Origin of the sequence: Microcella alkaliphila (assembly GCF_002355395.1) — a bacterium.
In the GTDB taxonomy this organism is placed as follows: Bacteria; Actinomycetota; Actinomycetes; order Actinomycetales; family Microbacteriaceae; genus Microcella; species Microcella alkaliphila_A.
This window is the reverse complement of the sequence record NZ_AP017315.1, coordinates 1,344,629-1,367,795: the sequence shown is the minus strand read 5'-3', so window position 1 is coordinate 1,367,795 and position 23,167 is coordinate 1,344,629. Positions and strand designations below refer to the sequence as shown.

Annotated in this window: 19 protein-coding genes and 4 tRNA genes; 6 read left to right on the top strand and 17 right to left on the bottom strand. The window is 67.6% G+C overall.

Translation table 11 applies throughout. The annotated features are described in order from the left end of the window. Nucleotides 1–117: 117 nt before the first annotated feature. The 6 genes from CPY97_RS06690 to CPY97_RS06670 form a co-directional block, all read right to left on the bottom strand. Nucleotides 118–1,323 carry a hypothetical protein gene (locus CPY97_RS06690; RefSeq protein ID WP_150129214.1) on the bottom strand — a complete coding sequence of 402 codons (1,206 nt, stop codon included), beginning with the start codon at nucleotides 1,321–1,323 and terminating at the stop codon, nucleotides 118–120. Beyond that, a complete protein-coding gene (locus CPY97_RS06685; protein WP_096421322.1) occupies nucleotides 1,316–3,205 on the bottom strand; it encodes a glycosyltransferase family 2 protein in 1,890 nt (629 codons plus the stop codon). The genes CPY97_RS06690 and CPY97_RS06685 overlap by 8 nt, the downstream gene beginning before the upstream one ends. 66 nt (nucleotides 3,206–3,271) lie before the next feature. Continuing rightward, nucleotides 3,272–3,400, bottom strand: a complete 129-nt coding sequence (locus CPY97_RS13810; RefSeq protein ID WP_269457814.1) for a hypothetical protein — start codon at nucleotides 3,398–3,400, stop codon at nucleotides 3,272–3,274. A 244-nt stretch (nucleotides 3,401–3,644) separates the two neighbouring features. Further along, nucleotides 3,645–3,719 (bottom strand) — tRNA-Val (locus tag CPY97_RS06680). Nucleotides 3,720–3,758: 39 nt separating this feature from the next. Continuing rightward, a tRNA-Cys gene (locus CPY97_RS06675) sits at nucleotides 3,759–3,829 on the bottom strand. A gap of 36 nt (nucleotides 3,830–3,865) precedes the next feature. Continuing rightward, a tRNA-Gly gene (locus CPY97_RS06670) sits at nucleotides 3,866–3,937 on the bottom strand. A 130-nt stretch (nucleotides 3,938–4,067) separates the two neighbouring features. Here CPY97_RS06670 and CPY97_RS06665 point away from each other — a divergent pair. Next, nucleotides 4,068–4,143 (top strand) — tRNA-Val (locus CPY97_RS06665). Nucleotide 4,144: 1 nt separating this feature from the next. Here the strand turns inward: CPY97_RS06665 and CPY97_RS06660 are convergent. From CPY97_RS06660 to zapE, 9 genes are all read right to left on the bottom strand, one after another. Beyond that, nucleotides 4,145–5,212 (bottom strand): hypothetical protein, encoded by a 1,068-nt coding sequence (locus CPY97_RS06660; protein WP_096421321.1) that lies wholly within the window; start codon nucleotides 5,210–5,212, stop codon nucleotides 4,145–4,147. Between the two features lie 94 nt (nucleotides 5,213–5,306). After that, a complete protein-coding gene (locus CPY97_RS06655; RefSeq protein WP_096421320.1) occupies nucleotides 5,307–6,524 on the bottom strand; it encodes an ammonium transporter in 1,218 nt (405 codons plus the stop codon). A 205-nt stretch (nucleotides 6,525–6,729) separates the two neighbouring features. Continuing rightward, nucleotides 6,730–7,095 (bottom strand): monovalent cation/H(+) antiporter subunit G, encoded by a 366-nt coding sequence (gene mnhG / locus CPY97_RS06650; protein WP_096421319.1) that lies wholly within the window; start codon nucleotides 7,093–7,095, stop codon nucleotides 6,730–6,732. Next, nucleotides 7,095–7,361: a monovalent cation/H+ antiporter complex subunit F gene (locus CPY97_RS06645; protein ID WP_197702212.1), complete on the bottom strand. Its 267-nt coding sequence runs from the start codon at nucleotides 7,359–7,361 to the stop codon at nucleotides 7,095–7,097. Before CPY97_RS06645 ends, mnhG begins: the two co-directional genes overlap by 1 nt. After that, on the bottom strand, nucleotides 7,358–7,735 hold the full coding sequence (locus tag CPY97_RS06640; RefSeq protein WP_161494092.1) for a Na+/H+ antiporter subunit E: 378 nt from the start codon (nucleotides 7,733–7,735) through the stop codon (nucleotides 7,358–7,360). The genes CPY97_RS06645 and CPY97_RS06640 overlap by 4 nt, the downstream gene beginning before the upstream one ends. Then, complete coding sequence (locus CPY97_RS06635) at nucleotides 7,732–9,357, bottom strand: monovalent cation/H+ antiporter subunit D family protein (protein ID WP_096421317.1); 1,626 nt, start codon at nucleotides 9,355–9,357, stop codon at nucleotides 7,732–7,734. Before CPY97_RS06635 ends, CPY97_RS06640 begins: the two co-directional genes overlap by 4 nt. Continuing rightward, the gene (locus tag CPY97_RS06630; protein ID WP_096421316.1) at nucleotides 9,354–9,707 is read right to left on the bottom strand and encodes a sodium:proton antiporter; all 354 of its coding nucleotides are present in this window, start codon (nucleotides 9,705–9,707) and stop codon (nucleotides 9,354–9,356) included. Before CPY97_RS06630 ends, CPY97_RS06635 begins: the two co-directional genes overlap by 4 nt. Next, nucleotides 9,704–12,568, bottom strand: a complete 2,865-nt coding sequence (gene mbhE, locus CPY97_RS06625; RefSeq protein ID WP_096421315.1) for a hydrogen gas-evolving membrane-bound hydrogenase subunit E — start codon at nucleotides 12,566–12,568, stop codon at nucleotides 9,704–9,706. Before mbhE ends, CPY97_RS06630 begins: the two co-directional genes overlap by 4 nt. A 223-nt stretch (nucleotides 12,569–12,791) precedes the next feature. Further along, nucleotides 12,792–13,760: a cell division protein ZapE gene (zapE, locus tag CPY97_RS06620; RefSeq protein ID WP_096423462.1), complete on the bottom strand. Its 969-nt coding sequence runs from the start codon at nucleotides 13,758–13,760 to the stop codon at nucleotides 12,792–12,794. Nucleotides 13,761–13,859: 99 nt separating this feature from the next. Here zapE and CPY97_RS06615 point away from each other — a divergent pair, with 99 nt between their 5' ends. Beyond that, entirely contained in the window at nucleotides 13,860–14,573 is a 714-nt protein-coding gene (locus tag CPY97_RS06615) for a dihydrofolate reductase family protein (RefSeq protein WP_096421314.1), read from the top strand. Here the strand turns inward: CPY97_RS06615 and CPY97_RS06610 are convergent. Continuing rightward, nucleotides 14,539–15,750, bottom strand: a complete 1,212-nt coding sequence (locus CPY97_RS06610) for an alpha/beta hydrolase family protein (RefSeq protein ID WP_096421313.1) — start codon at nucleotides 15,748–15,750, stop codon at nucleotides 14,539–14,541. The genes CPY97_RS06615 and CPY97_RS06610 overlap by 35 nt on opposite strands. 35 nt (nucleotides 15,751–15,785) lie before the next feature. Here CPY97_RS06610 and CPY97_RS06605 point away from each other — a divergent pair, with 35 nt between their 5' ends. The 4 genes from CPY97_RS06605 to CPY97_RS06590 all read left to right on the top strand — a co-directional run bounded on the left by CPY97_RS06605 (nucleotide 15,786) and on the right by CPY97_RS06590 (nucleotide 21,057). Next, nucleotides 15,786–16,373, top strand: a complete 588-nt coding sequence (locus tag CPY97_RS06605) for a DUF3000 domain-containing protein (RefSeq protein WP_096421312.1) — start codon at nucleotides 15,786–15,788, stop codon at nucleotides 16,371–16,373. 25 nt (nucleotides 16,374–16,398) lie between these two features. Next, the gene (locus CPY97_RS06600; RefSeq protein ID WP_419866120.1) at nucleotides 16,399–17,616 is read left to right on the top strand and encodes an HRDC domain-containing protein; all 1,218 of its coding nucleotides are present in this window, start codon (nucleotides 16,399–16,401) and stop codon (nucleotides 17,614–17,616) included. Nucleotides 17,617–17,692: 76 nt separating this feature from the next. Further along, on the top strand, nucleotides 17,693–18,892 hold the full coding sequence (locus CPY97_RS06595; protein WP_096421311.1) for a thiolase family protein: 1,200 nt from the start codon (nucleotides 17,693–17,695) through the stop codon (nucleotides 18,890–18,892). Nucleotides 18,893–18,894: 2 nt separating this feature from the next. Then, nucleotides 18,895–21,057 (top strand): 3-hydroxyacyl-CoA dehydrogenase NAD-binding domain-containing protein, encoded by a 2,163-nt coding sequence (locus CPY97_RS06590; RefSeq protein WP_096423458.1) that lies wholly within the window; start codon nucleotides 18,895–18,897, stop codon nucleotides 21,055–21,057. 86 nt (nucleotides 21,058–21,143) lie between these two features. Here CPY97_RS06590 and dxs read toward each other — a convergent pair whose 3' ends face one another. After that, nucleotides 21,144–23,096: a 1-deoxy-D-xylulose-5-phosphate synthase gene (gene dxs / locus CPY97_RS06585; RefSeq protein WP_096421310.1), complete on the bottom strand. Its 1,953-nt coding sequence runs from the start codon at nucleotides 23,094–23,096 to the stop codon at nucleotides 21,144–21,146. Nucleotides 23,097–23,167: the final 71 nt, after the last annotated feature.

The window sequence follows — 23,167 nt, the reverse complement described above, 5'->3', positions numbered from 1 at the left end:
TCTCCACCGGCTCGACAGCAACGGCGGGGGCAGGGGCGTCAGTCACCGGAGGACCTTTCGACGGCGGGGCATGGGCCCGTCCATGCTAGCGGCGGCGCGGGCGCGTCTCCGCCCGCGCTAGAGGCCCACCGCGACGCGCATCGCCTCGCTGACGATGAGCATCCAGTCGACGACGAGCTCACGATCGAGTGCGATGACCCATCCCACCACGAGCTGGCCGAGGACGACCACGGTGAGCACCGCATTCTGAATGACCGAGCGACCGGTGGGCAGAAGGGTGATCGCGAGCAGCGTGACGACTAGATAGGTCGTCCCCACCGCACCGACCGAGACGAGCCCGACGACGAAGCCAGCCTGGATCAGGGCGAAGGCGGCGACGGCGACAAGGGCCACGGTGGGGCGCCGCGTCATGATGGCGATGAGGAGGGCAACCAGAACCGGGCTGGCAAGCAACAGAGCGGTGACGGGGGCCTCGGTGTAGACGATGCTGAGCTGCTCCGCGCGCTCGGGAATCGACGCCCACCGTTGACCCCCTGTGTCAGGCCACACGACCCGGAAAAAGGCAATGTTCAAGAGGATGACGGTGGCGAGGGTGCCGAGCGCGGGAAACGCGAGGACCAGGGTGTTGGCCGCGCGAAGCCCGCGCGTGGTCCACCGGCCCGAGCGGAGGAACGGAGCGGCGACGAGAGCGACAACGAGCAGCACGACACCGGACGAATCGCTGAGGGCAGCTGCGGCAAGCAGGAGACCGGCGCGAAAACCGCTGCCCGTGTTGCCCCAGGTCACAAAACGCTGAACATCAGCGAGGGCCAAGCCGAAGAAGGTGATCGCGAGGAAGGCGGCAAGGTTCTCATTGACGAGAAAAAAGAACAGCGGGGTTGCCGCAAGCGCGACCATGAGGGCCGTTCCGAAGGAAACGGAGACGGCGCGTTGCGCCAGGATCTCGATGACGCCTTGCAGCAGGAATCCGGCCGCAACGACTCCGGCGATTGCCAGTCCCGCCGCCCCCCATGGCGCAAGAACCACCGCGATACCCGTTGAGATGTGGGGGTACAGCAACGACAGCCATAGCGAGTCGGCGCGGTCCCACTCGAAGGCCGTGGCGCGGGCCAACAACTCGGCGTTCGGAGAGCTCTCCCCCAGCATGCCCGGCACTCCAAGGGCCACGACGATGAAGCCCGGCACCATGAAGACGAACCGCAGAGCCCAGCGTCGCCACGCGCTGCGCGGAAACGGTAACGACCGGCGTAGCTGTTCGTCGCGTCGAGCCCGCTCACGGCGATCGAGTACAGCGGCACGCGAGAGCGAGGGGTTCTCAACCATGAGCATCCTGCTTCGTCAGACCGTGTTCGGTCTTCTCCCAGTAGTGCGGCTTCGTGATGAGCTGCCACAGCCCCTTGTACGACGCCCACGAGTGCAACAGCCAGTAAACGGGGTTCAGCAGCGCCCACAGCACGAGGTGGAACGAGCCGCGCTTGTACGGGCCCATCATCGACAGGTAGATCATCACCATGTTGCCGATGACGAAGTTCAGCAGCGTCAACCAGAGCACCCACACCGGAAAGTACGGCTCGACCAGCTCGCGGGGTAACCCCAGCGTGACGGCCGTGAGCAGGTACGCAGGGATCACGCCGAGGAACGTCAACGGGGTGCCTGCGATCAACAGCACAAAGCTGGCGAATCGCTTCATCCCCACCTCGCGGATGAGCGCGAGCGGCTGGCGGGCGTGCACGAGGCTCGTCTGCATGTAGCCCTTGATCCAGCGTGAGCGCTGCCGCACGAAGTTCGGAACGGAGGTGTTGGCTTCCTCCATCGTCGTGGAGTTGATGACGCCCACGCGATACCCGAGCGCGCTCGCGCGAATGCCGAGGTCGGCATCCTCCGTTACGTTGTACGGGTCCCAGCCGCCCAGCTCGAGAAGGGCTGCAGTGCGGAAATGGTTGGACGTTCCACCGAGCGGAATCGGCAGGTCGGCGACGTCGAGGCCCGCCAGCATGTAGTCGAACCAGTAGCTGTACTCGAGGGTGAACATGCGGGTGAGCACGTTCTCGGTGTCGTTGAAGTAGTTGAGGGCGGCCTGAACGCAGACCGTCTGCTCGCCACCGCGCTCGAACGCGACGACCGCCTTCTTCAGCTGGTCGGGGTCGGGGGTGTCCTCAGCGTCGTAGATGACGAGGTAGTTGCCGGTCGCGAAGTACAGGCCGACGTTGCACGCTCGCGGCTTCGTCTGCGGCTGGCCCTTCGGGATGGTGACGATGCGGAAGTGCGGTGGCGGCGACGACGCGAGCACCGCATCCCGCGTTTCGTGGTCCTCCTCCTCGATGAGAATCAGCACTTCGAGTTTCTCGGTCGGGTAGTCGAGGCCACGCAGGTTCTTGATGAGCTGCGCGACGATGTTGGCCTCGCGGAACACGGGCACGAGCACCGTGTACTTCGGCAAATCACGGTCGGTGAGCGCGGCGACCTCGGCGCGTGACACGCGCTCAACGACGTCGTAGCGGGCACCCAGCATTGCGACGACGAACTTGAAGCTCGTGCCGGCGAGAAAAACGAGGCTGACCAGGGTCATGAAACCGATCACCGTCTGCACCGGCCACACGATCGCGAGCACGATCAGGATGAGCGCGGCGATCGCGGCGCCGACCTTCTGGCCGCGGCTGAACGTGATGCGCGCCGACATCGCGGGGTTCTGCCGCCAGAGCTCATTTGCCGCCGAGTCGGCGATCTCGGAGCGAAATAGTCGCAGGCACGCGTTCTTGATGTTCCACGATGTGGTGGCCACGAAACGCGGCTCCGCCCCGATGGCCTCGCGGATGCGGTCAGCTCGCTCGGGGGACGGCTCACGGGCCGTCGCCACGAATACCCGATCTGCGCCATCACGTTTGATGGGGAGCCAGTTCTCGGCGAGATACCGCTGGCCGGTGTCGCCTTGACTGCGGATGAGGCCATCGTCGAACTTCACTGCATCGAGGTCGATCGGCAGCACGCCCCACGCCTCGGCCTCGGCGATGAGGAGCGACTCGCTGTCGAGCAGGCCCTCACTGATCAGGACCTGGTCGAACGATGAGCCCGTGCGAAGTTCAACTTCTTGCGCGAAGTCAAGTGCTTCTTGCGTGACGAGATTCGATCGCAGCAGCAGCTGCGCGAATGCGTCACGCTCGGCCGGATTGTCGTACGGCAGGGCCGCGGTCTCCCCCAGTGACATGGTCGAAGGCTACCCGTGGCGCGGTGCCAGTCGGGGCGCTGTGCCCGGTGCGTCAGGTCGTCAACGCTAGGGGCAATCCTGCGGCATGTTCAGCTCGTCCTCATCGACCTCGACGTCGCCGACGTCGTCGGGGCCACCCGTTCCGGGAAGGACGGTCGCCCGACCAGCCGCCTCGGGGTCAGCGTGCAGTCTCATGGCCATCCTGCTTGGCGTCGGTCTCGCGATCGCTGGACGGACTGTAGGCGGTGTCCTTCTCCGTTTGGCGCTTGTCACTCAGTCCACTGTCGTCAGTCATCCGACCACGGTAGATGGCACCTGCCCGGCGGTGTCCGGATGGTCAGGGAATACAGATGGTGTACCCCGAAGACCCGCTCTCCCAAAGGTAACCCACGCAATCACGTCAAAGATGCCAAAAGCCCCGGCTGACCGGGGCTTATCGTGGTGGGCGATACTGGGATCGAACCAGTGACCTCTTCCGTGTCAGGGAAGCGCGCTACCGCTGCGCCAATCGCCCGCTAGTTTTGGGCCCTGCGGGGGCCGGTTGGTAGCTGTGAGGTGGCGACGGGATTCGAACCCGTGTATACGGCTTTGCAGGCCGCTGCCTCGCCTCTCGGCCACGCCACCGTGGGTGACCCCCCAACTACCGAGGGGTGTCACTCGAGCGGATGACGAGATTCGAACTCGCGACCCTCACCTTGGCAAGGTGATGCGCTACCACTGCGCCACATCCGCGTGCCCTGTGGTCTCCCGCAGGGCGTGAGATGACTCTAGCGAATCGACCCGCGATGCGCCAAACCGGTGCCGCCGGGCGTGTCCAGCGGCGGCAGATGGGGGCGGCGAGTTGTGGCAAGATGGAGGCCGCGGGCGATTGGCGCAGTTGGTAGCGCGCTTCCTTCACACGGAAGAGGTCATCAGTTCGAGTCTGGTATCGCCCACCACTCACAGCCCCGGTTCGCCGGGGCTGTTGTCATTACCGCGGGCCGATTCGCGGCGAGTTGTGGCGCGCGCGACTCCGCCCAACGCAGCTCCGACGAGCGCTCCCCCGAGCGTGATCACCAGCACGGCACCCACTTGCGCTACGGCTTGGCCGAGCGACCCGGTCGCCGCGAAGCCGATGCCCTCCGCCAATAGTGCCACGACGACGCCGCCCGCGCTCAGTCCCGCGAGGATGCCCAGGGCGACGCCCCGCAACGGCCGCCGCGCCCCCCGCACCGCTCCCCCGACGACGCCCGCCGCGAGGCCCGCAGCCGCGACAGCGACGGGCACGAGAGCGACGGCAGCGAGCGCGACCGCGGCCGCCCCGACCACGGTGCCAGCAACGGGGTCGGCTGGGTGCGCGGGGCGTCCGGCGATGCGCACCAGCAGCATCCAGCCGATAGGACCGGCGATAGCGCCGATCAGAACGGAAACGAGGATGCTGACGGTCACCTCATCGAGCCTGCCTTCCGCAGCCACGACAGCGGCCAGGACAGACGACGCACCCAACGTGCACGACGCGAGGGTTCTCGTCATGGGCAGTCGCGGGCCGTGGGGCGAACATTCCGCACTCTCGCGCAGGACGAGCATGACTCCGAGAAGCACGCCAGCGGGCGCGGCGAGACGCGGCAGCGCGCCGCCCAGGTCGACAGCACCGAGCGTCGTTTCGAGCAGCGGAGGCACGGCGACGAGCTGGACGACGGCGACCGGGGCGACGACGAGGGCGGCACCGAGCGCAGCGGTGACGCTCCGTGCGACGACGCCGACTCCCCGCACCAGGAGGAGAGCGATGGCCGCTCCCCCTGCGGCAGCGACCGCCGCCGCGGACGCGGTTCGGGTCGCGTCAAGCGTTCCGGCCAGGGCGAGAACCGCGAGCGCCCCTGCCACTGCCGCGGACGCGGCGGCGATGCCGGTAGCACGCCCGGCACGCCGGGTGGGTGGGGCAACGACGAGGATGGCCGCGATGAGAAGCACCGCCGAGGCGAGCGACGCGACCGCGGACACGCCGGGCAGGGGGGCGAGAGCTGTCACGACGCAGGCGTCCTCTCTCCGGTGGGCACACACACGACGACGGGGCGCCCTCTCGAGTGAGAGTAGCGCCCCGCCGAAGGGGTGGTGCGAGGGGTTACTTCTGCTCGACGAAGTCGTACGCCTCGCCACCGTGGATCACGGTGTCGATGCCGGCGACCTCGTCCTCGTTCTTGACGCGGAAGCCAATCGTCTTCTCGATCGCGAGCCCCAAGATGAAGGCGACGACGAACGAGTAGATCAGCACGCCGAAGGCGGCGATCGTCTGAACGATCAGCTGGCCGAAGTCGCCACCGGTGAACAGGCCGGTGTCGATCGCGAAGAAGCCCAGGTAGAGGGTTCCGATCATGCCGGCAACGAGGTGCAGGCCCACCACGTCGAGCGAGTCGTCGAAGCCGAGCTTGAACTTCAGCTCGATCGCGAGGGCGCTCACGGCACCGGCGATCACGCCGAGCACCAGCGCCCAGCCGGGCGACAGGTTCGCGCACGCCGGAGTGATCGCGACGAGTCCGGCGACGGCGCCCGAGGCGGCACCGACGGCCGTCGGCTTGCCGTCCTTGACCTTCTCGACGACGAGCCAGCCGAGGATCGCGGCAGCGGTGCAGCCCAGCGTGTTGACGATGATGAGGCCGACACCCGCGTTGCCGCCGCCGAACGCCTCGGCGCCCGCGTTGAAGCCAAACCAGCCGAACCACAGGAGCGACGCGCCGAGCAGCACGAGCGGCACGTTGTGGGGCTTGTGGGCACCCTTCTCGAACACGACGCGACGGCCGAGCACGAGGGCAAGGGCGAGCGCCGCAGCGCCGGCGTTGATGTGCACTGCAGTGCCACCGGCGTAGTCGATGACCTCGGGCAGGCCCATCAGCTCGCCGAGCGAGTAAGCCCAACCGCCACCCCACACCCACGCGGCGACGGGGAAGTAGACGAGCGTGGCGAAGAGGCCGACGAAAATCATCCAGGCACCGAACTTCGCGCGGTCGGCGATGGCGCCCGAGACGAGCGCGACGGTGATGATGGCGAAGGTCGCGCCGAAGGTCACGCCGACGAGGCCGTCATTGTCAGCGACCATGCTGCCGAGGGCGAAGTCGGCGAATGGATTACCCGCGAATTGGAACGGGCTGTCGACGGCCGACATCGAGTAGCCGAAGAGAATCCACAGCACGCTCACGAGTCCGAGCGAGCCGAAGCTCATCATCATCATGCTGACGACGCTCTTGGCCTTGACGAGGCCGCCGTAGAAGAACGCGACGCCCGGGGTCATGAGCAGTACGAGGGCGGTGGCCGTTACGGCCCATGCAAGTTCGCCGGTATCCATCAGGTAGTACCTCTCGAGTTCGGATTGCGAGGAAGCGTGACCGAGCTCGGGGGCCTCGTGGTGGCTGAGGTCGCCGTGGTCACACTCGACAGTGTCAACCCGGCGTGTTTCGTCGGCGGTTGCGCCCTGTTTCTGTCGTGTTACACGCGGCGGGCGCAGATTAACATCGCATTTCCGATCTCCGGATGCACGCTGTTACGACCGTTCAGATTCGCTGCGATTCGTCAGGGTCACCGAACGCATCATCGGCCAGCTGGTCGGGCGTGGTGAACGATGCGGGCCGCGCCCCGGTGAGATACCCCGCTCGCGCGAGAGCGAAGCCGCCGATCGAGGAGGTGACGAGCTGGCCGATGATGGCGACGACTCCCTTGATGAGGTTCGCGACCGTCGGGTCGAGAACGAGGAGTCCGACGATGAGCAGTGCGACTCCGAGCCCAGCCGCGGCTGCGATCGCGCAGGCGCGGGTGTAGAAGTCGGGGAGTCGAATTAACCCGATCGCGCCACTCAGGATGATGAAGGCGCCAACGACGAGCATCGCGTTGCCGACGATGGTCTGCACGGTATCGAGCATCAGCGCTTCCTCCCCTGCAGCAACCGCGCGAGCGACAGAATCGTCAGGAAGCCGAGGATCGCCGCGACCAGAATGATGTCCAGAACGGCATCGACACGGAGCAGCAGGCCGAACACCACCATCAATCCCATGAAGGCAAACAGGATAAGGTCGCCAGCGATTGCACTATCCGCCCTGGTAGGACCGAGGACGATCCGCACGATCGCAAGCGCCACTGCCGCGATGAGCATCACCACGACGATGACGGCCACAATGGGGTCAATCATGCGGGGGCGTCCTTTCCTCCGTCGGCTCGGGGCCGCGACCGAGTGGCACGCAGCATGCGCCGTTCGAGATCGACGATGCTGGAACGGAAAGCCTCAGCGTCGGCGTTCACGAACATCCCGTAGACGTAAACATCGCCGCGATCGCGGTTGATCGCCATCATGATCGTGTCGGGGGTGAGCGCCACGAGGATGACCAGCAGGGTCTCCTCGGTCTCCGTCAGATCGTACAGATGAACCTTCACGATGCCTGGCGTGGCAGCTTTCGTGGGAAAGAGCATCACGGCAAGCACCCGAACGCTCGCGACAACGAGCTCACCAAGGAACCAGCCGAGGAAAATCAGGATGCGCAGCGGCCATGCCCACGGGGAATTCATCCGCCAATCACCGCCGTTATGTAACTCGTGGTATCGAGGAGACCGGCGGCCGCCTGCTGAGAGAGCCCGAGGAGAAACTCTGCGCCGATTCCGAGGCATATGGTGATCACCGCGAGTTGGAGAGCGGGAAGCGCGAGGCGGAGCGGTACGCGAGGTCCGTGGTGATCGTGGGCGTCTTCACGACCAGCGACCCACCGGGTAGCGTCGCGTTCACGCGAGCGCTGGACCTCTGCGTCGACGGCCGTCCCGTCAGCGGGTTCGTCATCGAGCAGACCCTCGCGGTTCCGGACACGCGATTCCGCCGCCAGCCGCTCGCTGTCCTGCGGAAGCTTGCCGTTGAATACGGCGGCCCAGATTTTCATCATCGACAGCAGTGTGAACAGGCTCACGACAATCGCGACGATCCCGACGACCACCTGACCTGCGTCGATGGTCGCGAGAATCAGGCTGAACTTCGCGACGAAGCCCGAGAAGGGAGGCAAGCCAGCGAGCGACAGCGCCGCTATCACGAACGCCGCGGTGACCAGCGGCTCGCGCGTGCGCATCCCCCCGAGTCGATCAAGACGCCCGCTTCCGTACGTCTGCTCGAGCGCACCGGTCGACAAGAACAGCGACGCCTTCACAATCATGTGGTGCAAGAGGTAGAAGATGCCGGCCGTCAGACCCAGCTGTGTGAAAAGGCCGACGCCCACGAGGATGTATCCGATCTGGCTCACCATGTGGAAGACGAGAATCGCGCGCATGGTCGGTTCTCCCATTGCGCCAAATACGCCGATCACCATCGTGAGCGACGTGATCACGAGCGCGATGACGAGCCAGGTCGCGTCGCCGTCGAACACCACCGCGTAGATGCGGTAGATCACGTAGATGGCGACTTTCGTGTGCAGACCTGAGAACAGTGCCGTCACAGCGGGCGACGTGACGACGTACGTACGCGCCAACCAGCCGTGCACGGGGAATACGGCTGCCTTCACCGCGATCGCGCCGAGACAGACGGCGGCAGCCACCGCCGTGGCCGGGTTCTCGGCCGCGGCACCCGCCAGCTCGGCCAGATTCACGGTGCCCTCAACGGCGTAAATCAGGCCGACTCCGCCGAGGAACAGCGTCGAGGCGAGGAGGTTTACCGTCACATATAGTCGCGCACCACCGAGGTCGCCCTGGCGGCTCAACACCAACAGCAAGCCGTACGACGGCAACAACATGACCTCGATGAACACGAAGAGGTTGAATAGGTCGCCCGTGAGCAGTGCACCCGCCACACCACCGGCGAGGATCAGCACGAACGAGGCGATCGACGGGCTCTGCGCCTCGCCACTCGCGATCATGTACTGGAAGCTCACGACCGCCAGGATCGACGTGACGGTGAGCACGAGCGACGCGAAGAGATCAGCGACAAACGGAATCGAGATGCCTCCCGGCCACAATGCGACCTGGTGGGCGATGACGGACCCATCGGCGGTCAGCACGACCAGTAGGACTGAGCCAGCGAGCATGGCGAGCAACGACACCATCCCCAGCACGCTGCGTAATACATGCTGTCGGGGCAGCGCGAGCAGAATTCCGCCGACGAGCAACGGAGCCCCGGCGAACAGGGGCAGCAACAACGAGACGACGTCGGTCATGAGCGCGCCTTCCCCAGGTCGTCGTCGACGTCAGCAGGGGTGAGCGAGTCGGGCTCGGTGTCGTCGTCGCGCCGGCCAATCGCCGCGAAGGTCGCCATCACAACGGTGATCGAGAACGCGATGACGATCGCCGTCAGAACGAAGGCCTGAGGCAGGGGGTCAGCGGCCTGTGAGGTGTCACCGCCGAAGAAGGGCGCGTCACGCCGGGCGACGCCTCCCGCCGCGATGAGCAACAGATTGATTGCGTGGGTGAGCAAAATGAAGCCAAAGATGATGCGCATCATGCCGCGCTGCAGGACGAGATAGACGCCTCCCGCCATCAGCAGGCCGATTGTGAGGGCGAGACTCATACGGACACCTCCTCGCGGTCGCGTGCTGCTGATCGTGTCGCGCGCTCGACGATTTCGCCGTGGCGCTCGCGCACCCCACCGAGCTCGTTGAGCACGGCGATCACCATGGCGACAACGGCGAAGTACACACCAAGGTCGAAGATCAGGGCGCTGGTGAAGGCGTACTCACCACCCCAGGGCAAGGGGATGTCGAAGCGGATGGGGCGCAGGAACGACCCGACCGCCATCCCGGCAACACCGGTGAGCACGGCGACGATGATTCCGGAGGCGAAGAGTCCGCGGTACGGCCAGCGGACAGGCGCGAGACGGTCGGCCGATGCGCCCAGGTAGAAGAGGGCGAAGCCCGTCGCCCCGACGAGTGCCGAGATGAAGCCGCCGCCCGGCTCGTAGTGACCGCGCAGCAGCAGGTACAGCGACAGCACGACGATCACGGGCGCCGTCCAGTGCGCCACGACCCGGATGGGCATCGTGTTGTCGTGGCTGCGGGCGAGGGCGGAGGTCTCGGGCACGGCGAGGGCAACGTCGCGCTCGCCGATGAGCCGGCGGGTCCCGAGCACCGCCATCACGACGATGCCGGCGACCGCCACGACCGTGAGCTCGCCGAACGTGTCCAGCGCGCGATAGTCAACGAGGATCGTGTTGACGATGTTCTCGCCGCCGGTGTCGGCGTAGACGTTATCGAGGAAGTACTGCCCGACGGCGGAAATCTCTCTTCTGCCGGTGAATGCGAGTGTCGCGAGAGTTGCCGCAACTCCGACACTGAGAGCGATCGCCGCCGTGACTACCGTCCGTTGCCGCGACACGCGATGGAATCGGCGCGGGAGGCGACGGAGGATCAAGACGAGCGCGACCACCGTCAGCAGCTCGACCAGCAACTGGGTCAGGCCGACGTCGATCGCACCGAGGGCGAAAAACCAGATCGCAACAGCGAAACCGGCACCACCCACGAGCACGAGAGCGGTCAAGCGCGAGCGCACGAGGACAGTCGGAATCACCGTCACCGCAACGAGCGCGAGCAGCACGGCGTCGGTCCACGGCTCATCCGGGTCGACGAGGGTGCCCGCCGTCGGGGCCACGACGATCGCCGCCACCCCAACCATGCCGAGCAGGATCCATGGCGCTCCGAGGTGCAGGGCCTGCCCGTCGGTGCGGGTGAGATCACCCACCCGCGCACCGAGCGCGATGGATCCCGTGCGCAGCTTCTCGACAACGTCGATCGCCGTGAAAGACAAAATGCGACGCTCGAAGACCCGATCGAGCCGTCGACGCTGGCCAACCACAATGAGCCCGAGAACAATGATCGTGATCGACAGTGCCAATTCGAGTGTGAACCCGGCAAATAGCGCAAAGGTGGCCGTGTACGCCTCCCCCGCGGCGGCGCTTCCCGCCGCACCAGTCAGCGGGTGCAGCCAGACGATTGCGGGACCGAGCACGAGGCCGGCGAGCGCGGGCGCGAGGGCCGGGGCGAGAAATGCGGGCGACGCCTCGGAGACCTTCTGGGGCATCCGGTGCGTGTCGAGCGTGTCGTCCACGCGGTCGGTGCCCCGGTAGTCGGTGAATCCACCGAGCAGGATGCGCGCGGTGTACGCGAACGTCGCCGTCGCGGCCAGTACCCCGGTCGCCGCGAGCGCCACACCGAGCCATGCCGGGCCGCCCGGGTCGGCGAGCCCGCCAAGCAGGTACTCCTTGGCGACGAAGCCGAGCAGCGGGAAGATGCCCGCCATCGACAGCCCCGCAAGCAGGGTCGTCGCGAAGGTCACGGGCATGCGGCGCGCCAGCCCCCGCAGCAGGCGAATGTCACGCGTTCCGGCCTGCTGGTCGACGATGCCGACCACCATGAACAGGGCCGCCTTGAACAGCGCGTGACCGAGCGTGTAGAGCGCAGCAGTGGTGAGCGCGCCCGGAGTGCCGATGCCGATGATCGCGACGATGAAGCCGAGCTGACTGACCGTCGAGTACGCCATGATCTCTTTCAGATCAAAGCGGCGCAGGGCAAAGACGGCGCCCATGATGGCGGTGATGAGGCCCGTGGTCACGAGGATCGACTGCCACACGACCGTGCCGGCGAGCGCGGGCGAGAACAGCAGCAGCAGGTAGATGCCCGCCTTCACCATGGCGGCGGCGTGCAGGTAGGCGCTCACCGGAGTCGGGGCGACCATCGCGTCGGGCAGCCACATGTGGAAGGGGAACTGCGCCGACTTGGTCATCGCTGCGACCGCGACGAGCACGGCGACGGCCGCGGTGAACCCGCCATCGGCCTGCCAGGCGTCACTCGCGAGGGCCTCGCTGACGACGGTGGTCCCGGTGCGGGCGATGATCAACACGACGGCGAACAGCAGCGCGAGACCACCCATCGCCGTCACGAGCAGGGTGCGCACGGCGGGGGCGCTCGCCTTGCGTCCCGAGCGGTTGATCAAGAAGAACGAGCAGAGCGTCGTCAGCTCCCAGAACACAAACAGCAGCACGAGGTCGTCGGCGAGAACGAGACCGGTCATCGCGAAGGCGAATAGCAGCATCCAGGCGTAGTAGCCGGTGTGTCGGTGAATGTCACGGCCCGACAGGTAGCGCGCTGAGTACGCCATGACGAGGGCGCCGATGCCGAGCACGATGATCAAGAACAGGGCCGACAGCCCATCGAGCCGAAGGCGCAGAGCGATGTCAAGCGTCGGCATCCACGGCACGGTCTCGGTGATGACGCTGCCCGGTTCGAGAACGTCGGATGCGCGCATCGCCACGGTGACCACGAGGGCTCCGAGCCCTGCCGCGGCAATCCAACCGGCAGCCCGCCCGATGGCAACTGTCGCCGCCATCGTCACGACGACGATCACGAGCGTGGCACCCAGTACCATCGTCAGACTCATGGCGATCCTGCCGGGTGTGCGAATTCAGGTGTCATGAGCTCCTCGGATGCTGATCGTCGCGGTAGTGCACCGCCGCCACAGCGGTACCGCGGCGCGCACTCCGCGCTCCGCATTCGCCGACCAGACTTCCCGGCTCACCTGACTCATAGTCTACCGGCGCGCGCGCGCCGCGCACACTCAGGCAGCGCTCAGCGGGATCAGGGAATAAGCGTCCGCATGCCAATCACGGCATCGACGTGAGCGCGATCATGCGCGATACCGCGCGCAGGTACTTCTTGCGATACCCGCCCGCCAGCATCTCCTCGCCGAACACACGGTCGAGCGGGACGCCGGTGGCGATGATGCGAACCTGCGCGTCGTACAGGCGGTCGACGAGTGCGACGAGACGGAGAGCATCCGTCTGGTTCTCCAGGGTGCGCACTCCGGTGACGGCGACCGCCGTGACCCCCTCAATGAGCCCGACATAGCGGCTCGGGTGCACGGTGGCGAGGTGTCGCAGAATGTCGTCGAACGCGTCCAGCGTGACGGTGCCCGCGACGCCGTCGATCGCGCCCTCCAGCTCGGCCTCGTCGACGGTGACGGCGGTTCCCTCAATGTCGCGCTTGCGGTAATCGACGCCGTCAATGCGCACGGTGAGAAAGCGGTCGGCAAGTGCGTGAATCTCGCGCAGGAAGTCTTGGGCGGCGAACCGACCCTCGCCGAGGGCGTGCGGCGGGGTGTTCGAGGTGGCCGCGATCCGCGATCCGCTCGCCACGAGTTCGCCGAGCAATCGTGACATGACCATCGTGTCGCCCGGGTCGTCGAGTTCGAACTCGTCGATAGCGATGAGCTGTGCGCCGCGGAAGTGCTGCACAGCCTCGCGGTAGCCGAGCGCCCCGACGATCGCCGTGTACTCGATGAAGGTGCCGAAGTATTTGCGGCCACGAGTGCGGTGCCACAGCGACGCCAGGAGGTGCGTCTTGCCGACGCCGAATCCGCCGTCGAGGTAGATGCCCGGTCGCGTGGGCGGCGCGGCTGGCTTGCGCCGGAACAGCCCGCCCTTCGCGGCGGGAGCGCCGTCGACGAACGCGCGCACCGCATCCACCGCCTCCTGCTGGCTGGGATGCTCGGGGTCCGGAACATACGATTCCAGACTCGCCGAGGCGAACTGGGGCGGCGGGACGAGGTGGCCGATGAGTTCGTCAGGCCCCATACCGGGACGGCGGTCGCACAGGCTGAGCGCAGTGGAGAGGGGCACCGGGTTCTCATCTAGTCGGCGGCGGGGAGATCTCAATTCTACTAGCGTGGCGGAATGCTGCTGCGCCGCGTGCTGCCCGTCAACGGCGGCGAGCTCGACCTCGACACACCCGACGTCGACGAGCGCCTCGCCGAGTGGTACCGGCCAACCGGCGCGGGGCTGCGGCTCATGATGGTCACGACCCTTGACGGGCACACGGTCGGCGACGATGGCACCTCCGCGTCGATCAGCTCGGATACCGACCGTCGTGTGCTGCGCGCCGTGCGCGTGCACGCCGGCGCGATCATCGTCGGCGCGGAAACGGTGCGGCGCGAAGCGATCGGGCCGGCCCAGGATTCGGCGATCGTCGTCGTGTCGGGCAGCGGCGCGTTGGAGGGGCACCGACTCACGCCGTCCGCCGCCGAGCGCGAACTGATCGTGGTGACGACGGACAGTGCAGCAGGGCGGGCACGGGCCGCGCTCGGGTCACTCCCCCACGAGCTGCTGACCCTGCCACCCTCCGCCGAGGGCAGGCTCGAGGCGGCCGCGGTGGTCGACGCGGTGCAGGCGCGCGGCTACGACCAGCTCGTCTGCGAGGGCGGGCCGACGCTGGCAACTCAGCTGCGCGCATCCGGTCTCGTGGACGAGGTGTGTCTCACCACCGCGCCGATGCTCGGTGGCCGTGCGCCGTTCTCCGCCGACGACGAGGTGACGCGGCTGATCCCGCGCCAGATACTGGTCGACGACGAGGGGTTCAGCTACGGCCGCTGGGTTCCGGCAGCTGACTGAGCCAGGCGCCGATCGCCCGTTCGAAGCGATGCGGGTCGAAGTTCCACAGTCGCGTGTGGCCGGCGACGGCAAAGCGCTCGAGGCGCACGTCGCCCGGCGCTGCGGCGACAAGACGCAGGATCGGCTCGATGGGCACATCCGGGTCGTCGTCGCTGTGCAGCACGAGCAGCGGCACCCCGAGTTCGGCGGCGCGCGCCGTCGCGTCGAGCCGGTCGAGGTCGATGGGCGCAGCCCTGCCGGTGAGGCGCACTCCCCACGGTTCGCTCAGCACGCGGGTGGCCAGCGCCTGAATCGCGCGCGGCAACCCGCGACGCCGCGCCTGCCGCGAGAGCACCGCGCGCCAGTCGACCGCGGCTGACTCGAGAATCACCCCGTCGACGTATCGAGCCTCGGATGCGCGCAGCACGGTCTGCAGGACCGTCGCGCCACCCATCGACCACCCCATCAAGACGATCTGTCGTGCTCCGCGCTCGCGGGCGAAGCGAATCGCGGCGGCCACATCGCGCCACTCGTCGTCGCCGAGGCCGTAGCGTCCGTCGGGGGACGACGGCGCCTCACCGTCGTTGCGGTAGCTGATCAGAAGGCTCGTCCAGCCGCCCGCACGGGCGGTCGGCACGACACGCAACCCCTCGGCGCGCGTGACCCCGCGACCGTGCACCTGGATGATCCACCGCACGCTGGGGTCGGGAGCCGGCACCAGCCAGGCGGGCGCGGGGCCGAACTCGGTGTCGACGGTGACATCCTCGGCCTCGACGCCGAGGTCGACGGGAGTCAGGTAGTACCAGGCGCCCCAGCGTGCGCGCGTGGCCGTTTCCAGGTCGCCGCGCTCGACCGACAGCAGTTCGCGAATGACGACGCCCGGCCCGCGTCCGACGATCGTGCCCACCCGCGCATGCCCCCGACCGCGGTCGAACCACAGGCTGTAGCGGCCGGGCAGCTCTGTCTCGGAGGTCGCGGAGACGGTCACGGTGCGGGATGCACGGTCCACGCCGTGCAGGATGACCTCCTCCGGCCGCTCCCCCGGCGGCGTGACGACCGCGCGCGCCGCGTTGGCCGCTATCGCGAGAGCCGCGGCGCCGGTGGTGACCGCGATCGCGCCGAGCGCCGCGGTGGCGCCCCCGAGCACCCTCAGTACCGTTCGAGCGGCGTCTGGGCGGGGCCTCGCGGCGAGTCTCACGCGCCGACCGTATCAACTCGGCCTAGCCTCAAGGCGTGCCCGCGACCGAAACTCCTGCCGAGCGCTTCGACGCGATCGTCGCATCGATCGCGCGCGCGACGCCGCGCGATGAGTTGGTCCTCAGCGAGATTCCCGCACCGACGGGACTTGCCCCGTACGCACACGCACTCGCGGCCGATGTGAACCCGGCACACCACGCCGACGACTCCGACCTCGGCACCGGGCGGCTGATCGTCCTTTTCGACCCGGACGAACCGGAGGCGTGGGAGGGGGCGATTCGCATCATCTGCTTTGCGCAGGCGCCGCTCGAACACGACATCGGGGTCGACCCCTTCGTCGCCGACGTCGCCTGGTCGTGGCTCATGGACGGCCTCGCTGTGCGCGACGCACAGTTCACCGCCGAAAGCGGCACGGCGACGAAGGTGCTGTCGACGGGATTCGGCAGCCTTGCCCCGCAGGGCTCCGGCGCCCAGCTGGAGCTGCGCGCCTCCTGGAGCCCCACGAGTGACGATCTCGCCCCGCACGTGGAAGGGTGGACCGAACTCTTGTGCATGCTCGCCGGGTACCCGCCGACGCAGGAGGGTGTGACCCCGATCACCGCGCTGCGGAGGTTTCGTGGCTGAGGAGGCGGACGCGACACCGGTAGACTTGCCGATCGCTCGACCCGCCGAACCGCCGCGGTTGATCGACTCGCGCGACGACTACCTGCGCGCCGTGGAGTCACTTGCCGACGGTGAGGGACCGGTCGCGGTCGACGCCGAACGCGCGAGCGGTTTTCGCTACTCGCAACGCGCGTACTTGATTCAGGTGTACCGCCGGGGCTCACGCACCGCGCTGTTCGACCCGCCCGCGATCGAGCGCTTCGGCGAACTGCAGGAGGCCATCGGGGACGCCGAGTGGGTGCTGCACGCCGCCAGCCAAGACCTCCCGTGCCTGCGCGAGGTCGGCCTCGAGCCGGCAACCCTGTTCGACACCGAGCTGGGCGCCCGACTGGCGGGCTTTCCGCGTGTCGGGCTCGCCGCGGTCGTCGAAGAGACGCTCGGGCTGCACCTGAAGAAGGAGCACTCGGCGGCCGACTGGTCAACCAGGCCGCTTCCGGAGTCGTGGCTGACGTATGCCGCGCTCGACGTTGAGCTCCTCGTCGACGTGCGCGACCGCATCCATGACCGGCTCGAGCAAGCGGGAAAACTCACCGCCGCCGAGCAGGAGTTCGCGGCAGTACTCGCGAAGCCGACACCCGAGCCACGCGCCGAACCGTGGCGTCGGCTGTCCGGGCTGCACTCTGTGCGCGGGCAGCGCGCGCTCGCTGTCGCTCGAGAACTCTGGCTCGCCCGCGATGCGGCCGCCCAGGCGAGCGACATCGCCCCCGGACGGCTGATTCCCGACTCATCGATCGTCGCGGCCGCCCGCGCCATGCCCGAATCGAAACGCGAACTGGCGAGCCTGTCGAGCTTCCACGGCCGCGCATCCCGGTCGCAGCTAGACCGGTGGTGGGCCGCCATCGAAGCCGGACGCACCACCGATGACCTTCCCGCCCTACGCGTGCGGGAAGAGGCGACGCTTCCACCCCCGCGGTCCTGGTCGGATCGAAACCCAGAAGCGGACCGTCGTTTGCGCGCGGCACGCGAGGCGCTCACAGCGATCGGGGACGAGCGCGAGATCCCCCTCGAGAACCTCCTGACACCCGAGATCCTGCGGCGCGTGGCGTGGAGCCCGCCGGCCGAGCTCACGGCAGCAACGATCGGGCAGGCCCTCGCCGCCCTCGGCGCGCGCCCCTGGCAGGTTGACGCAACGGCACTAACAATCGCTTCCGCTTTTGTGGATGCTGACCAATCGGTAGACGAGGACGTCGCGGCCGATTCGTAGGTTCACCCAACCGGCTATCGCCGTGTGGTCCGCGTTCCTAGGCTGGACGAACACCGTTACCGAACTGGGAGGCACTGTGGCCGAACGAGCCGATGTCGTCTTCGTCGATGGGGTTCGCACCCCGTTTGGACGAGCCGGCGAAAAAGGCATGTACTGGAACACTCGAGCGGACGATCTCATCGTCAAGGCCATGATCGGCATGCTCGAGCGGAACCCGGAGCTGCCGAAGGACCGGGTTGACGAGGTCGCGATCGCCGCGACAACGCAGGAGGGCGACCAGGGCTTGACGCTCGGACGCACGGCGGCGATTCTCGCCGGACTTCCGCTCAGTGTTCCCGGATACGCGATCGACCGAATGTGCGCTGGTGCGATGACGGCGGTCACGACCGCGGCGGGCTCCATCGCCTTCGGCGCCTACGACGTGGCGATCGCCGGTGGTGTCGAGCACATGGGTCGCCACCCCATGGGAGGCAACGCCGACCCCAACCCGCGGTTCTTGGCCGAGAAGCTCGTGAGCGCCGACGCCCTCAACATGGGCATCACCGCCGAGCGACTGCACGACCGATTCCCGCAGCTGACCAAAGAGCGCAGCGACCGCTTTGGGATGCGCAGTCAGCAGAAGGTGGCCGCCGCCTACGAGGCCGGGCACATCCAGCCCGACCTGGTTCCCGTCGCGATCCGCAGCGAACAGGGCTGGGGCCTCGCGACCCAGGACGAGGGCTTGCGACCCGAGACCACGATGGAGGGCCTCGCGACCCTGCGCACTCCGTTCCGGCCGCACGGCCGCGTCACCGCGGGCAACGCGTCGCCCCTCACGGACGGCGCCACCGTCAGCCTGCTCGCGAGCGCCGACGCGGCTCGCGAGCTGGGCCTCCCGACCAAGATGCGCCTCGTCAGCTTCGGCTTCGCCGGCGTCCAGCCCGAGGTCATGGGCATCGGGCCGATCCCGTCGACCGAGAAAGCCCTCAAGAAGGCCGGACTCACGATCGACGACATCGGCCTGTTCGAGCTGAACGAAGCCTTCGCCGTCCAGGTGCTGAGCCTGCTCGACCACTTCGGCATCGATGACGACGATCCGCGCGTCAACCCCTGGGGCGGCGCGATCGCGATCGGCCACCCTCTCGCCAGCTCGGGCGTGCGCCTCATGATCCAGCTCGCTCGCCAGTTCGAACAGCACCCCGAGGTGCGATACGGCATGACCGCGATGTGCGTCGGTCTCGGCCAGGGCGGCACCGTGATCTGGGAAAACCCCCACTACGACGGAAAGAAGAAGTGACCGTGGCGAAAAGTGCCGTCAGCCAGTACACCCGCGAACAGTTCGACTCCCTCCTCGCCCTGAGCGACGACGAGGTCGTCACGCACTCGTATGTGCGCGACGTCGCCCTGCCGAGCGGCGGGAACCTCGCCCTCGTGACCCTCGACAACGGGCGCGACCACACACGGCCGAGCACGCTCGGACCGCAGGGACTGCTCGAGCTTGCCGCCGTCCTCGACGAGCTGAGCCAGCGTGCATCCGCCGGAGAGATTAAGGCGGTTGCCGTGACCGGTAAGCCGTTCATCCTCGCCGCCGGCGCCGACCTGTCGAAGGTCGGCGACCTGCCCGACCGCGAGGCGGGGCTCAAGATGGCGCAGCTCGGGCACTACGCCCTCGGCAAGCTGGGTGAGCTGGGTGTGCCGTCGTTCTGCTTCATCAACGGCCTCGCCCTCGGCGGTGGCGTCGAGGTTGCGCTGAACTGCGACTACCGCACGCTCGACTCGAGCGCCGCAGCTCTGGCACTGCCCGAGGTGTTCCTCGGCATCATCCCCGGCTGGGGCGGCGCGTGGCTGTTGCCGAACCTGATCGGCATCGAGAACGCCCTGAAGGTCGTCGTCGAGAACCCGCTTAAGAACAACCGCACCCTGAAGCCCGCGCAGGCGCTCGAACTCGGCATCGCCGACGTGATGTTCTCCCCGGCGAACTTCCTCGAAGACTCGATCCGCTGGGCCGACGGCGTCGTCACCGGGTCGATCAGCGTGAAGCGCCCGAACGCGCCCGGCAAGCTCGAGCGCGCCGTGAAGTGGGATGCGGCGATCGGCATCGCGCGCAAGATGCTCGAGAAGCGCATCGGCACGGTCGCGAAGTCGCCGTACGCCGCTCTCGACCTGCTGAAGGCCGCGAAGTCGAGCGACAAGGCCACCGGATTCGCCGCCGAAGACGAGGCGCTTGCCGACCTCGTGTCCGGCGACCAGTTCGCCGCGTCGATCTACGCCTTCAACCTCGTGCAGAAGCGCGCGAAGAAGCCAGCGGGCGCCCCCGACAAAGAGCACGCGAAGCCGGTCACGAAGGTCGGTGTGCTCGGCGCGGGCCTCATGGCGAGTCAGTTCGCGCTGCTGTTCGTGCGGCGCCTCAAGGTTCCCGTGATCATCACCGACCTCGACCAGGCCCGCGTCGACAAGGGTCTCGAGTACATTCGCGGCGAAATCACCGAGCTCGAGAACAAGGGCCGCCTCGACGCTGACGAGGCCAACCAGCTGCGCGCACTCGTGACCGGCACGGTCGACAAGAACGACTTCGCCGACTGCGACTGGGTCATCGAGGCCGTCTTCGAAGAGCTCACGATCAAGCAAGATCTGTTCGCCGAAATGGAGGGGATCATCTCCCCCGAGGCGGTTCTCGCCACGAACACGTCGTCGCTCTCGGTTGAGCAGATCGGGGCGAAGCTCTCGCACCCCGAGCGTGTCGTCGGCTTCCACTTCTTCAACCCCGTCGCGGTGATGCCGCTGATCGAGGTCGTGAAGACGCCGCACACCGACGAGGCGACGCTCGCCACGGCGATGGCGTCGGCCGCGAAGCTGCGGAAGAACGCGGTCATCACCGCCGACACGCCGGGCTTCGTCGTCAACCGCATCCTCGCGAAGCTCCTCGGCGAGGCGATGCACGCCGTCGAGCAGGGCACCCCCTTCGAGGACGTGGTGGCCGCGCAGAAGCACTTCGGCCTGCCGATGGACCCGTTCGTGCTGCTCGACCTCGTGGGGCTCAAGGTGGGAGCACACGTGCTCGACACGCACCACCGCGCGTTCCCCGACCGGTTCTTCGAGTCGAAGGCTCTGCACGAGCTCGCCGACGCCGGCGTCCTGCTTGAGAAGGACAGCAAGGGGCAGGCGAAGGGCATCGACAAGAAGGCGATCGCGATCGTCGAGAAGCACCGCCCGGCGGATGCTCGCCCCTACTCGGTCGCGGAGCTCACCGCCCGCCTCGAAGACGGCCTCGCCGACGAGATTCACCGGATGCTCCAGGACGGCGTCGTGGAGGCGGCCGAGGACATCGACCTGTGCATGATCCTCGGTGCCGGGTGGCCCTTCCAGATGGGCGGCGTGACGCCGTTCCTCGACCGCGTCGGAGCGTCGGAGCGCGCCTTCGGCGGCACCTTCCACGACCCGCGCATCCAGGGCGTGTCGTAGCGGCACCCCACCGCTGACAGACCGCGGCCCCCGGACCCTCTCGCTGCGAGGGGCCGGGGGCCGTTCGTCGTGATCGAGCGCCTGTGCTACTGCTGAGTGCTGCGGTCGTTCGCCGTCGTGTCGATCGTCGCGTCGTCGGGCAACGGGCGCGCCACCGGAATGCGGGTGCCCAGCACCTGCGCGACGAGGTCGCGCGCGATAGCCTGCGCCGTGAGACCCACCCGCTCGAAGATCTCACCGCGCGTGGCGTGCTCGAGGAATTCGTCCGGCAGTCCCAGCTCATCGACGGCCGTGTCCACACCGGCGGCACGCAGGTCTTGCCGAATACGGGTGCCAATACCGCCGACGCGAACGCCGTCCTCGATGGACACCACGATCCGGTGGTCGCGCGCCAGCTCGATGATGCTGCCCGCGACCGGAACGACCCAGCGAGGGTCCACGACGGTGGCGCCGATGCCCTGGTCGGCCAGTCGGTCGGCGACCTCGAGCCCCAGCTTTGCCATCGGGCCCACCGTCACGATGAGCACGTCCTTGTGCGGCGCCTCACGCAAGACGTCGACGCCGTCGTCGGTGCGACGGACCGCGTCGAACTCGGTTCCGACGCTGCCCTTCGAGAACCGGATGACCGTGGGGGCGTCGTCAACGGAAACCGCCTCTGCGAGTTCCTCGAGCAATCGCGTCGCATCCCGCGGTGCCGCCAGGCGAATGCCGGGAACGACCTGCAGGATCGAGAGATCCCACACCCCGTGGTGGCTCGCGCCGTCGGGGCCGGTCACACCGGCGCGGTCGAGCACGAACGTGACACCCGCCTTGTGCAGGGCGACGTCCATGAGCACCTGGTCGAAGGCGCGGTTGATGAAGGTCGCGTAGACGGCGACGACGGGGTGCAGGCCGCCGTAGGCGAGGCCAGCGGCAGACGCGACCGCGTGCTGTTCGGCGATGCCCACGTCGAAGACGCGGTGCGGGTGCTTCTCGGCGAGCTTGTGCAGCCCGGTCGGGCGCAGCATCGCGGCGGTGATCCCCACGAGGCGGTCGTCACGATCGGCAAGCCGCACGAGCTCATCGGCGAACACGCTCGTCCACGACGGCGCACTCGCGGTCTCGATCGACTCCCCCGTCTCAGGATCGATTTGCCCGACCGCGTGGAACTGGTCGGCGACGTCGGCGAGGGCCGGCTCGTAGCCCTTGCCCTTCTGCGTGATGGCGTGCACGATGACCGGCGCCTCGAACTCTTTCGCCTGCCGCAGGGCGCGCTCGACGTCGCGAATGTCGTGCCCGTCGATCGGCCCGATGTACTTAATGTCGAGGTTCGAGTACAGCGCCTCGTTGTTCGTAAAGCGCGAGAGGAAGCCGTGCAGGCCGCCACGCACGCCGCGGTAGAACGCGCGGCCGGGCGAGCCGAGGTGGTCGAACATGGCCTCGGTGCGGCGCCGGAACGTGCGGTACGACCGGCGCGTGCGCACGCTCGACAGGAAGCGCGCCATGCCCCCGATCGTCGGCGCGTACGAGCGCCCGTTGTCGTTGACGACGATGACCAGGTTGCGGCTGTTGTCATCGGTGATGTTGTTGAGCGCCTCCCAGGTCATGCCGCCAGTGAGGGCGCCATCCCCCACGACGGCGACGACGTGGCGATCGCCCTGGCCGGTCATCTCGTACGCGCGGGAAATGCCGTCCGCCCAGCTGAGCGAGCTGGAGGCGTGAGAGCTTTCCACGATGTCGTGCGGCGACTCCGCGCGTTGCGGGTAGCCGGCCAGGCCGTCCTTCTGACGCAGACGCGAGAAATCTTGGCGGCCCGTGAGGAGCTTGTGCACGTACGACTGGTGGCCGGTGTCCCACACGATGGCGTCGCGGGGCGAGTCGAAGATGCGGTGAATGCCGAGGGTGAGCTCGACGACGCCGAGGTTCGGGCCCAGGTGACCGCCCGTCTTCGACACCTCAGCCACCAAGAACCGCCGAATCTCGTCGGCGAGCTGCTCCAGCTGGGTGAGGGTGAGCGCGTCCAGGTCGCGGGGTTCACGGATCGTTCGGAGCAGCTCCATCCCTTCACGATACGGGGTTCCAGCAGAGCGCGCGCCACAAAGCCACGGCAGTTTTCTGGGGGTTCACTGGA